Annotated in this window: 11 protein-coding genes and 1 pseudogene; 5 read left to right on the top strand and 7 right to left on the bottom strand. The window is 64.4% G+C overall.

The features are described from left to right. The 4 genes and pseudogenes from AADJ04_RS15615 to raiA form a co-directional block, all read right to left on the bottom strand. A pseudogene (locus tag AADJ04_RS15615) lies at positions 1–574 on the bottom strand (HPr kinase/phosphorylase); the annotation flags it as partial. 51 nt (positions 575–625) lie between these two features. Next, positions 626–1,093, bottom strand: coding sequence for a PTS sugar transporter subunit IIA (locus AADJ04_RS15610; RefSeq protein ID WP_044399059.1), 468 nt, complete (start codon positions 1,091–1,093; stop codon positions 626–628). A gap of 145 nt (positions 1,094–1,238) precedes the next feature. Next, entirely contained in the window at positions 1,239–2,624 is a 1,386-nt protein-coding gene (ltrA, locus tag AADJ04_RS15605; RefSeq protein ID WP_066691875.1) for a group II intron reverse transcriptase/maturase, read from the bottom strand. A gap of 468 nt (positions 2,625–3,092) precedes the next feature. Further along, a complete protein-coding gene (gene raiA, locus AADJ04_RS15600) occupies positions 3,093–3,428 on the bottom strand; it encodes a ribosome-associated translation inhibitor RaiA (RefSeq protein ID WP_044399058.1) in 336 nt (111 codons plus the stop codon). Between the two features lie 410 nt (positions 3,429–3,838). On the opposite strand from raiA, the gene AADJ04_RS15595 reads away from it, so the two are divergent. Next, the gene (locus AADJ04_RS15595) at positions 3,839–4,759 is read left to right on the top strand and encodes a phosphoribosylaminoimidazolesuccinocarboxamide synthase (RefSeq protein ID WP_044399082.1); all 921 of its coding nucleotides are present in this window, start codon (positions 3,839–3,841) and stop codon (positions 4,757–4,759) included. 185 nt (positions 4,760–4,944) lie between these two features. Here AADJ04_RS15595 and trxA read toward each other — a convergent pair whose 3' ends face one another. After that, positions 4,945–5,901 (bottom strand): thioredoxin, encoded by a 957-nt coding sequence (gene trxA / locus AADJ04_RS15590; RefSeq protein ID WP_066691333.1) that lies wholly within the window; start codon positions 5,899–5,901, stop codon positions 4,945–4,947. Positions 5,902–6,064: 163 nt separating this feature from the next. Between trxA and purE the strand changes: the two genes are divergently transcribed. From purE to AADJ04_RS15570, 4 genes are all read left to right on the top strand, one after another. Then, the gene (purE, locus tag AADJ04_RS15585) at positions 6,065–6,559 is read left to right on the top strand and encodes a 5-(carboxyamino)imidazole ribonucleotide mutase (protein WP_066787403.1); all 495 of its coding nucleotides are present in this window, start codon (positions 6,065–6,067) and stop codon (positions 6,557–6,559) included. Beyond that, the gene (locus AADJ04_RS15580; protein WP_341240171.1) at positions 6,556–7,722 is read left to right on the top strand and encodes a 5-(carboxyamino)imidazole ribonucleotide synthase; all 1,167 of its coding nucleotides are present in this window, start codon (positions 6,556–6,558) and stop codon (positions 7,720–7,722) included. The genes purE and AADJ04_RS15580 overlap by 4 nt, the downstream gene beginning before the upstream one ends. Positions 7,723–7,724: 2 nt before the next feature. Beyond that, on the top strand, positions 7,725–8,741 hold the full coding sequence (locus AADJ04_RS15575) for an L-threonylcarbamoyladenylate synthase (RefSeq protein WP_341240170.1): 1,017 nt from the start codon (positions 7,725–7,727) through the stop codon (positions 8,739–8,741). Between the two features lie 216 nt (positions 8,742–8,957). Beyond that, complete coding sequence (locus tag AADJ04_RS15570) at positions 8,958–9,911, top strand: SGNH/GDSL hydrolase family protein (RefSeq protein WP_341240169.1); 954 nt, start codon at positions 8,958–8,960, stop codon at positions 9,909–9,911. 124 nt (positions 9,912–10,035) lie between these two features. On the opposite strand, the gene AADJ04_RS15565 is transcribed toward AADJ04_RS15570, so the two are convergent. Next, the gene (locus AADJ04_RS15565) at positions 10,036–11,334 is read right to left on the bottom strand and encodes a lipase family protein (RefSeq protein WP_341240168.1); all 1,299 of its coding nucleotides are present in this window, start codon (positions 11,332–11,334) and stop codon (positions 10,036–10,038) included. A gap of 118 nt (positions 11,335–11,452) precedes the next feature. Next, complete coding sequence (locus AADJ04_RS15560) at positions 11,453–11,722, bottom strand: SemiSWEET transporter (RefSeq protein ID WP_198846873.1); 270 nt, start codon at positions 11,720–11,722, stop codon at positions 11,453–11,455. Between the last annotated feature and the right edge of the window lie 178 nt (positions 11,723–11,900).

Raw genomic sequence — 11,900 nt, 5'->3', positions numbered from 1 at the left:
TGCGGTACAGATCCACCGCATCGTCGGCCACCAGGCCATTGCCGCGCGAGATCAACTCCAGGCCCAACTCGCTCTTGCCCAGGCCGGATTCGCCCGTGATCATCACGCCCAGGCCCAGAATGTCCATGAACACGCCGTGCATGGTGGTGCGATCGGCAAAGTGCTTGGACAGGTAGGCACGCAGCACATCGATGACGAACGCCGACGACTCGTGCGTGGAGAACATCGGAATCTGCGCGCGCTCGCACATAGAGACCAGGGCGTCGGGCGCAACCTGGTTGTCTGCCAGCACCAGCACCGGCGGCTCCAGGGTCACGATGCGGGCAATACGGCGCTTGCAGTCGTCGGGCGATGCGTTGCTGAGGTACGCAATCTCGCGCTCGCCCAGAATCTGCACGCGGTAGGGGTGGATGTAGTTGAGGTAACCCACCAGGTCTGCGCCTGAGCGGGCAGAACGCACGGCCACTTCATCGAAGCGGCGCTCTGACGCCCCCAGGCCAGCCACCCATTCCCATTTCAGGGAAGCACGGAATTCTTCAAACAGTACGTCAGCGCTGACTACGTTAGGTTTCACGGCGTGAGGGCGTTGGGTGGAACAAAGAATACGCCGTTCAGACCGGCGATGTCAGGCAGCCTGGGTGGACTGCCAGCCGGCAATCATGCCGTGCAACTCGGCAGCGTCCACAGAGGCTTTGAGGCGCTCGCGCAAGCTGGCATCACTGAGCAGCTCGGCAATTTCAGAGAGGATTTCCAGGTGCTTTTGTGTGGCAGCTTCTGGCACCAGCAAAAAAATCAGCAGGCTGACCGGCATTTCGTCCGGCGCATCAAAACCGATGGGCTGCAGCAGCTGAAATACCGCCGCCATGGGTGCCTTCAGGCCTTTGATGCGCCCGTGGGGAATGGCCACACCATGTCCGAGCCCCGTCGATCCGAGTCGCTCCCGGGCAAACAGGCTGTCTGTAATGAGCGCCCGCGAAAGCCCGTGCTGGCTCTCGAAGAGCAGCCCCGCTTCTTCAAAAGCACGCTTTTTGCTGGTGGCGTCCACGCTCACAAGGACTTGAGCGGCGGGGAGGATAGAGGCGAGTCGGTTCATGGTCACAGTAACAATTATGCACACACTGGCAAAAACCCTGAGTAACGGAACGTGGCCATCGGCATAGGGGGCCTCCCTGATAGGAGGCGCCCCTGCCACACCACCCGGCATGCGGGTCCGCACCGGGCGGTTCGAGAGTTTGAGGTCAGGACAGCCTGGGCACTCCCAGCCAGTCGAAGTACGCAATCGTCAGCACGCGCCTGATGACTCCATTGCTGTTGCGCCACCAACGGTGGCAGTTGCCCGCCACTTGGTTGGCCACATCGTCGCACGCCCCCAGTGCCTTGAGTTCCCGGTAGATCGTCCTGGATCGCTTCCAGTGCCGCAGCTGGATGGCTCGCAGTCGGTGGCGCAGCCATTCGTCCAGCTCCCGCCAGACCCCGGGTGTCTGCGCCAACCCAAAGTACGCCTTCCATCCGTGCAGGTAGGGCCGCAGTTTGTCAACGACCTCCTCCATGCTGCGCCCGCCCGAGCGGCGTGTGAGTTGCCGGATGCGGGCCTTGAAGTTTTGCAGCGGCTTGGCGGCCACCTTACATTTGACTTCTTTGCCCTTGGCCACCCACAGCGCATAACCCAGGAATTTGCGCCCGAAGGCTGAGGCCACCGCGCTTTTGGCTTCGTTGACCTCAAGCTTCAGGCCGCCGTATAGCTTCCTGAGGTAGGCCATCACCCGCTCGCCGGCCTTGGTGCTGCCCACGTAGACATTGCAGTCGTCAGCGTAGCGCGCAAAGCTGCAGCCCCGCGCCTCTAGCGCCTTGTCTACTTCGTCAAGCAGCACGTTGGCCAGCAATGGGGATAGCGGCCCGCCTTGCGGCGTGCCCAGATGGCGCTCGACCACCACCCCGTCATCCATGATCCCGGCTTTCAGGTACGCTCGCACCAGCCGGATGACGCCAGCGTCGTCTATGCGCCTCTTGAGCCTGTCGATCAGGATGTCATGGTTGACCCGGTCAAAGAACTTGACCAAGTCCACGTCCACCACCACGCGTCTGCCCGATTGGACGTACGTCTGCGCAGCCTTGACTGCGTCATGTGCACGCCTACCGGGACGAAACCCGTAGCTGTGTTCGCTGAAGGTGGGGTCTATCAGCGGCTGCAGCACTTGTAGCAGTGCCTGCTGGATCAGCCGATCCAGCACCGTCGGGATGCCCAGCTCGCGCTGGCTGCCGTCAGGTTTGGGAATCATCACCTTGCGTACCGGGCTGGGCCGGTAGCGCCCTTGCAACAGCGCTTGGCGTATGTCGGGCCATCTCTGGCGTATCACCTGGGCGGTTTGCTCGATGTCGAGCCCGTCCACCCCGGCTGCGCCCTTGTTGGCCTTGATCCGTTTCCACGCCAGTTGCAGGTTCTGTCTCGTCAGCGCCGCTTCCAGCAAGCCACCTGTGCCTGCAGGCTGCCTTGCCGACCCTGTGTCCGGGTGTTCACGCGGCGGGCCGCTGGCTTCGTCGCTGATGAGATCACGCACGGCTTCACCGTGCGCTGCGCTCACCCGCCCAGGTCGCCCTGGCATCTGACGCATGGCCTTTGACATCACACGTGTCCTCGTTCACTCACTCTCGTTCGGCCCTTCGTGCTCGCCACACCTCCCCTTCGGGTTTCGGACTTGCACTACTACGACCTTTGCTGACTTCTCGCTACGGCATAACCGTCACCCTTTCAGGCACAAGGCGAGATCTCCCCAGGTAAGGGTCGCACACCTTCATCGCACAACCGCCGCATCTACGCCGCCCAAGCCTTGGTCACAAGAGCTTCGTGGTAAATGGCCCACTCACCCTGCTCGGCAGCGCCTTCTATGCGGTTCTTGTTCATCGGCTCACGATTTACGCTCCACGCTTCCTCCCCACATTCGGTCACCCTCATGCAGTTGCGCTTCACTTTGCTCACTGTGACCAGCTCGCAGCAGGACTTGCACCCGCAGGTGTGCGCCCATGCTGGGCGCACCACAAAAAAACCGCCCCCAGGGGGCGGTTGCTGTGCGAATGCCAATCAGGCAGTGGCGTCAGACTTGCAACTCACGCTTCACAGCTTCGTGGTGGTGGTCTTGCAGGCGATCCTTGTGGCGCACCACTTGGCGGTCCAGCTTGTCTACGAGTTCATCCACAGCAGCGTACAGGTCTGAATGGGCGCTTTCTGCAAACAAATCGTTGCCTTTGACATGGATGTTGCATTCAGCACGTTGGCGCTTTTCCTTCTCCTTCTGTTTCTCTACTGTCAGCAGTACCTTGACGTCCACCACCTGGTCAAAATGGCGAGTGATCCGATCGAGCTTGGTGGTGACGTAATTGCGCAAGGCAGGGGTAACTTCGAGGTGGTGCCCGCTGATCGTCAGATTCATAAATAGGTCTCCTGTGCTCTCGGTGAAACATATGCCGCACTGGATCAGAGTGGCGGCCCGGCGAACTGGATGCATCCGTTGGCGTGAGTTCACTATGCCTCTGCACCGTCTGAAATGCAATCCCATTCCGCTGTGCTGTACCGGGTTATCAGGCCCAAGGTGCCAAACGCCAAAAAACCCCGCACAATGCTGAAGTCGGCTCAAAACTGCACCATGCCGCCGACCACTCGCGTAGTCACGCATCCTCCCCCAACACCCCACCCCGCACAGACCGCGCGCCACTGCAGCCGCGAGAGCAGGCAAGCCGCGTAAAATCTGGCCGCTTGCGATGCCAGCCCTCCGGGCGCCCGCGAGCTTGCCTTGCCTTCGTACGCCACGTTCCTGGCGCGTTGATTGCCACCATCGAAACCATGACCCAGCCCAGCAACCCCGCCCTGCACACCTCTGCCCTCACATCGCTGCCCCTGCTGGCTCGCGGCAAGGTGCGTGACAACTACGCCGTGGGCGACGACCGCATCCTCATGGTCGCCAGCGACCGCCTCTCGGCCTTTGACGTGATCATGGGCGAGCCCATCCCCGGCAAGGGCGAGCTGCTCACGCAGATGGCCCTGTTCTGGTTCGACAAGCTCGGCCACATCTGCCCCAACCACCTCACAGGCGATGCCCCGGAAAGCGTGGTCAAGCCCGAGGAAGTGGCCCAGGTGCGCGGCCGCTCGATGCTGGTGCAGCGCTTGAAGCCCATCCCGGTGGAGGCCGTGGTGCGCGGCTACCTGGCTGGCAGCGGCTGGAAGGAATACCAGGAAAGCCGCTCGGTCTGCGGCGTGCCGCTGCCCGAAGGCCTGACCAACGCGGCCAAGCTACCCGAGCCCATCTACACGCCCGCTGCCAAGGCAGCCGTGGGTGAGCACGACGAGAACATCACCTTCGAGCGCACCGTGGAGATGATTGGCCTGGACCTGGCCACCCGCATCCGCGACCTGAGCATCGCCATCTACAAGGCAGCAGCCGAGATTGCGCTGACCAAGGGCATGATCATTGCCGACACCAAGTTCGAGTTTGGCCTGGCCCCCGATGGCACGCTGGTGCTGATGGACGAGGTGCTGACGCCCGACAGCTCGCGCTACTGGCCCGTGGAAGGCTACGAAGCCGCCCTGGCCGCTGGCGCCAACCCCCCCAGCTACGACAAGCAGTTTGTGCGCGACTGGCTGGAGCAGGCCAAAGTGAACGGCAAGCCCTGGGACAAGACCGCGCCGGCGCCACGCCTGCCCCAGGAAGTGATCGCAAAAACGGCGGCCAAGTACCGCGAGGCGCTGGAGCGCCTCACCGCCTGATACTCATTAATTGATAGCATCTTGCGCTTTACTGGCGTGACTTCGTGGCCGATTTCTATTGGAATATAGCTACCAACAAGCGCAAGCCGCTTCTGATTTCATAGCACCAGCGCGCTGAAACCCGGCAACAAAAAAGGAGGCGATGCCTCCTTTTTTTGTGAGCGCGCGGGCGAGGCCCCAGGGTCTCAGTTCAGCGCCATGCTGAGCTTGCGACGGTAGGCGTTGAGCATGGCCGTGGTTTCGTCCTGCTCCACGGTGGTTTTGCCCACCAGTTCAATGCCCGCAGCCGTCTTGCCAGCAGCAGCGGGGTCGGGCTTGGACTGGGGCGGAGTGAGCAGCTCCAGAATGGCCACATAGGTCTTGCGCGGCGCCTCGGCGTTCCAGGTCTTGTCGCGCATGATGATTTCCAGCAGCTCTTCCATGGCCGCCGCCCATTCTCCCTCGGCCATGAGCACGCGGGCCTTGGCAAAGCGGGTGTCGAAGTCGCGCTTGTTCTGGGCAATCAGGGCGTCAAATTGCTCCAGCGGCCAGTTGCCCCGGTCATCGTTCTGCACGAACTGCAGGGCATCGAGCCAGCGCCACAGCGCATCGAAGCGCAGCGGCTGGGGAATGCGCTTGAGGGGTTCCTGCAGCAGGGCGTCGGCCTCTTCGTAGCCGCCGGTGGCAATCAGCAGGCGCACGTAGTCAAAGCGGGCGTCGTCGTTGGTGGGGTCGGCGGCCAGGGCATCGGCCATCTTGGAAAGCGCCGCCTGGGTGTCGCCAGACTCCAGCAGTTCGTGGGCCTCGTCCACATCGGCCTCGGCCTCCAGCGCGCCTTCGCTGGGCACATGCTTGTCGAGGAAGGCCCGTACCTGCCCCTCGGGCAGCGCGCCCATGAAGCCGTCCACGGGCTGGCCGTTCTTGAGCAGCACGCAGGTGGGAATGCTGCGGATGCCGAACATGGCGGCCAGTTGCTGCTGCTGGTCTGAGTCGATCTTGGCCAGCTTGAAGCGGCCGGCGTATTCCACTTCGAGCTTTTCCAGCACCGGGCCCAGCGACTTGCAGGGGCCGCACCAGGGCGCCCAGAAGTCCACCAGCACGGGCACGGTCATCGAGGCGGCAACCACCTCGGTTTCAAAATTCTCTACGGTGATGTCGATCATGGGCAAAAAGCGGGCCGGCAGGGCCCTTTCAAAGGCGAGTTCGCGCTATTTTGGCCCAAGCCTGTGACCGGATGTGCCGTGGGGGGACGCAAAAAGTAAAATCGCGGGTTCCATCCATTGCGAGCGGCTGCGCCATGCGGCCGCAGCGCCACCCCCACACACCATGAAACCCATCCAGATCGGCGTCGTCATGGGTTCCAGCAGCGACTGGGACACCATGCAGCACGCAGTGCAAATTCTTGAGCAGTTCGGCATTGCACACGAGGCCCGCGTGGTCTCGGCCCACCGCATGCCCGACGACATGTTTGCCTACGCCGAAGCCGCCGCAGGCCGGGGCCTGAAGGCCATCATCGCCGGTGCGGGCGGTGCTGCCCACCTGCCCGGCATGATCGCCGCCAAGACCACCGTGCCGGTGCTGGGCGTGCCCGTGGCCAGCCGCCACCTGCAAGGGGTGGACTCGCTGCACAGCATTGTGCAAATGCCCAAGGGCATTCCCGTGGCGACGTTTGCCATTGGCACTGCAGGCGCCGCCAACGCCGCCCTGTTTGCCGTAGCCCTGCTGGCCAACGAAAACCCCGAACTGCGCCAGCGCCTGGAAGCCTTCCGCGCCGAGCAGACGGAAGTGGCCCGCAACATGACATTGCCACCCGCCGCATGAGCCCCAACCAACCCCTCTTGCCAGGATCGACCCTGGGCGTGCTGGGCGGCGGCCAGCTGGGCCGCATGTTTGTGCACCAGGCGCAAGCCATGGGCTACTTCACCGCCGTGCTGGATGCCGACCCGACCAGCCCCGCCGGGCTGGTGAGCCACCACCACATCCACACCGCCTACGAAGACCCGCAGGGCCTGGCCGAGCTGGCCCGCGTGGCCGATGCGGTGACGACCGAATTTGAAAACGTGCCCGCCGCTGCGCTCGCGGCCCTGGCAGCGCAACGCCCCGTGTCGCCCGCCGCCAGTGCGGTGTCGGTAGCGCAAGACCGCGCACGCGAGAAGGCGCACTTTGTGGCCTGCGGCGTGCCCTGCGCGCCCTATGCGGTGATTGAGACGGCCGAACAACTGGCCGCGGTATCGCCCGACCTGCTGCCCGGCATTTTGAAAACCGCCCGCATGGGCTACGACGGCAAGGGCCAGGTGCGCGTGAAGACGCCGGCCGAGCTGGCTGCTGCCTGGGATTCCGTCGGCCAAGTACCCTGCGTGCTGGAGAAGATGCTGCCCCTGCAGCTCGAATGCTCCGTGATCGTGGCGCGCGGCGCGGACGGCGCCATGGTGCACCTGCCCGTGCAGCGCAACCTGCACCGCGATGGCATTCTGGCGGTGACCGAGGTTTATGAAGGGAATCTGCCTCCAGCGCTTGCTGCACAAGCGGTAGCAGCTGCAAAATCTGTAGCAGAAGGCCTGCAGTATGTGGGCGTGCTGTGCGTGGAGTTCTTTGTGCTGCAAGACGGCAGCCTGGTGGTCAACGAAATTGCGCCGCGCCCCCACAACAGTGGCCACTACAGCCAGAACGCCTGCGACGTGTCGCAGTTTGAGTTGCAGGTGCGCACCATGGCACGCCTGCCGCTCACGCAGCCGCGCCAGCACAGCGCCGCCGTCATGCTGAATCTGCTGGGCGACCTGTGGTTTGCCCACGGCGAGGCGGCGCAGACCCCGCCCTGGGCACAGGTACTGGCCCTGCCCGGCACCCACCTGCACCTGTACGGCAAGCGCGACGCCAAGCGCGGCCGCAAGATGGGGCACCTGAACATCACCGCCGCCACGCCCGAAGCAGCGCGCGCAACCGCCCTGAAGGCGGCAGCCCTGCTGGGCATTGACGCGTTCTGACCATGATCCTTGACGGCAACGATCCTTCGGCCATCGCCACCGCCGCGCGGGCCCTGCGCAGCGGTGCGCTGCTGGGCATGCCCACCGAAACCGTGTACGGCCTGGCCGCCGACGCCAGCAGCGACGCTGCCGTGGCGCAGATTTTTGCAGCCAAGGGCCGCCCCAGCGACCACCCGCTGATCGTGCACGTGGCCGACGCCGCAGGCATTGCCCACTTTGCCAGCGACGTGCCCGCGTTTGCGCAAAAACTGGTCGATGCGTTCTGGCCCGGCCCCCTCACCCTCATCCTGCCGCGCCTGAGCGGCGTGGCCACGGCCGCCACGGGCGGGCAGGACAGTGTGGGCCTGCGCTGCCCGGCCCACCCGGTGGCGCACGCGCTGCTGGTGGCCTGCGCCGCGCCAAGCGATGCGGCCGTGCCCTCAGATGCCCCCGTGTGGGGCGTGGCAGCGCCCAGCGCCAACCGCTTTGGCCGCGTGAGCCCCACCACCGCCCAGCATGTGCAGGACGAATTGGGCGAGGCCCTGCTGGTGCTGGACGGCGGCCCGTGCCAGGTGGGCATTGAAAGCACCATCGTCGATTGCACGCGGGGCGTGCCCGTGCTGCTGCGCCCAGGCGCCATCACGCGCGAGCAGATCCAGCAGGCTTGCGGCATGGCGCCGCTGTCCAAAGAAGACCTGCCCCATCACACCCCGCGCGCCTCTGGCACGCTGGAGGCGCACTACGCCCCGGCTGCCAAGGTGCGGCTGATGGATGCCAAGGCCCTGCAAACCGGGCTGGACCTGCTGGGCGCCGACGCCGCCCACATGGCCGTGTATGCGCGCGCTGCGCTGCGCACCCCGTCGTCCAAGCTGGTCATGCGCCGCATGCCCGATGACGCCAGCGCAGCCGCCCAGCAACTGTTCGCGGCGCTGCGCGCCTTTGACGACCAGGGCGTGAAGCTGATCTGGATTGAAACCCCGCCCGCCACCCCTGAATGGGAAGGCGTGCGCGACCGGTTGCAGCGCGCCGCGGCAGCATAGATTGGAAGCCCCCCCTGAGCCGCTTCGCGACTTCCCCCCAGGGGGACGCCGCCAGCGCGGCGGGGCGGCCCTTGCGCGGCGGCCGCTGGCCTCGACAGTGCCAGTGGCAGAGCTCGCGGATCCGAAACACGAATATTGCAAGTATGGTTCCCGAAGTCGCTTTACATGCGTTGACTCGGCATCGTTAAACTACCCCCCACTTTTTTGGAGAAATACATGGCAGCAAATTGGATGCGCCGCAGCTTGATGGTCGCCGCCTGTGCGTCGGCAGCGCTGCTTGCGGCTTGCGGTTCCAGCACCACCGAATCGGCCATCTCGCCGCAACGCATGATTGCCTTCGGCGATGGCATGAGCGATGTGGGCCAAAAGGGCACGCGCTACACCGTCAACGACGGCTCGGTCAACAACTGGACACTGCAGGTGGCTTCGGGCTATGGCAAGACCCTCACGGCCTCGTCGGCTGGCGGCAAGAGCTACGCCGCAGGCAATGCCCGCATCGTGGCCAAGCCCGATGCCGCTGGCAGCAACACCACGCTGACGGTGAAAGAGCAGATCGACAGCTTCCTGGCCAGCAACACCTTCACGGGCGATGACCTGGTGATGATCAACGGCGGCATCAGCGATGTGATTGCCAACATGGCCGCCGTGAACGCCGGTACCATAACCACAGAGCAGATGATCACGGCCTCGCGCCAGGCGGGTACCGATTTCGCTGCGCAGATTCGCCGCTTGGTGAACGCGGGCGCCAAGTACGTTGTGGTGGCTGGCACCTATGACCTGAGCAAGACCCCCTGGGCCACCGACATTGGCCGCACCACCGTGCTGAACTCGGCCAGCAGCGCCTTCAACGAAGGCCTGCTCGTGGGCATCGTGGACCTGGGCGCCAACGTGCTGTACGTGGACCTGGCCTACTACGTGAACCTGTACACCAGCAGCCCATCGGCCTACGGCTTTGAAAACGCCACCAAGGCCGTGTGCACGTCGGTGGACGCTACCGACGGTATCGGCATTGGCGCAGGCAAGGTGAACTCTGCGCTGTGCACCACCTCCACCCTGCTGGCCAGCGCCAACCAGGACAAGTACGCTTTTGCAGACTCGGTGTACCTGACGCCCTCGGCCCAGCGCCAGTTTGGCACCTACGCTTACGACCGCCTGCGTTCGCGCTGGTAAGCCGCACGGACTGCCTGGCACTGCCCTTTGGGCAGGCCCAGGCCTCCAACAAAAAAACCGACCCCAGGGTCGGTTTTTTGTTGCCCGCACGCTTGATCGTGGCAGCGTGCGGTGTGGCGGCAGATTACTTGACCGTGTCGAACAGGCCGCGCGCCTGGGCATGGCACAGCGGTGGCTCATAGCGGCCGTGGTAGTTGCCGTAATAGGTGGCGAAGGCGGCCGAGGTGGGATCGGTCGGCGCTTTTCCATCAGGGCCGTAGGTGGCCTGAATGGCGGCATCCACATCCACCGAGGTGACGTTGGTCACGCCGCGCTTGTCAAAGTCGGCCTTCATGACCACCTGGTGCACGGCAGGCGGCACGGTAGGGTCACCAGCGCCACCGCACAGCAGCACACGGGCTTTGGGCGTCCAGCCGAGCAGGTCGTTCTTCTTGCCCGCCTGGTACAGCGGGTTGTTGCCGCCTTGCTGGGCCCCGGTCAGGAAGGCGGGCTGGAACAACGCGTCACGGGCCTGATCGGGCGTGCCGCCGGGCAGCTTGCCCGATGTGACCAACGTGGTATAGGTCAGCGTGGGGGTGGGCAGCAGGTTTTCAATGTAGCTGGCGTAGGGCGCTTTGAAGGCTTCAGAAGGGCTACCGTAGATGTTGCCGTAGATCTTTTGCCACGAAGTGACGATCATGGGCACAAAGAACTGCACGCCTGCCACCGCGCTCGGCACCTGCAACGAGCCCGACAGGTTGTACGGCCCCGCCAAATGCGCGCCCGCCACCACGTTGAACTCGCCGGCGTGGTCACGCTCGGCAGCGCGGTGGGCCGCCATGGAGGCGTGGCCGCCTTGCGAATAGCCGGTGAACATCACCTTGCCCGAGAGTTTGGCGCCCACTGCATCGGCGGCGTTGCGGGCAGCACGCACCGAGTCGATGACGGTGGTGGCCTGCGAATCAGCGTGCAGATAGGGATGGAACGCGTAAGTGGATTTGGCATAGCCCAGGTAGTCGGTGGCGACCACGGCATAGCCCTGGGCGGCGTACATGGCAGCCAGCAGGAAGGTTTCGCCGTCTTGCGGGTTGGCCAGGGTGCGGGTTTTGAGCACCTCGGTGCCCCGGGCGTTGGCCACCAGCGGCGCGGCAGACGAGCACATGCCGCCGGGCACCAGCATGACGCCCGATGCGTTGCTCATCTCGCCTTCTTTGACGCCTGGCGTGCGGTAGTTCAGCGCCACCACCTTCACATCACACTTGGCCTTGCCGCTCAGGGCCTGCAGGCCGCTGGCTGCGGTGGTGGCGTCGATCTGCGCGGCCGTGAGGGTGGTGACCACGGCGGGCGGATCAATCAACTCACCGCGAACGGAATCGTCAGAGCCGCCACAGGCGACCAGCAACGCGGCCGCAGCCGCCACACAGGAAAGGCGAAACAGTGTCATGAAAATCCCTCGTGGATGACCAGAAAGGAAGGCATGGTGCGCGCACCTGCGGTGCAGCATCCATAGGGGATAACGCGGCACCCCCGCCCTTCATGACGCGTAGGCGACAGAGGCGTGCTCAGCCGCCGGGCGTGCGGCGAAAACGCAGCTTCATACCCAGGATGGTGCTGGCCAGCAGCAGCGTGATGGCATTGGCCACCACGATGGGCCAGGCCTGCAAGGCGATGCCATAAGCCAGCCACAACGCCACCCCGGTGGTGAAGACGCTGTACATGCCCAGCGAGATGCCACTGACATCGCGGGTGCGGAAGGTGTGCCAGGCCTGGGGCACAAAGCTGCAGGTGGTCAACGTGGCGGCAAGGTAGCCAATCAGCTCGGTCGAGGGCATGGGGGCTTTCGGAGGAAAGACAGGGTGGGTGATAAAGAAACAGCGGCGGGGTGCAACGCGTGTGGGTGACATGACCACGTGGCGGCCAAAGGCGTCATCCCACCGCGATTCTGAACAAAAAGTGGCTCTTCTAGCGAATGCTAGTGATGCCCCTTTAATTGCGCCCCCTGGCCCTCAT

The sequence above is a fragment of the uncultured Acidovorax sp. genome (assembly GCF_964021665.1).
Taxonomy (GTDB): domain Bacteria; phylum Pseudomonadota; class Gammaproteobacteria; order Burkholderiales; family Burkholderiaceae_C; genus Acidovorax; species Acidovorax temperans.
The sequence above is the reverse complement of the archived record's forward strand: the minus strand, read 5'-3'. Positions and strand labels throughout refer to the sequence as shown.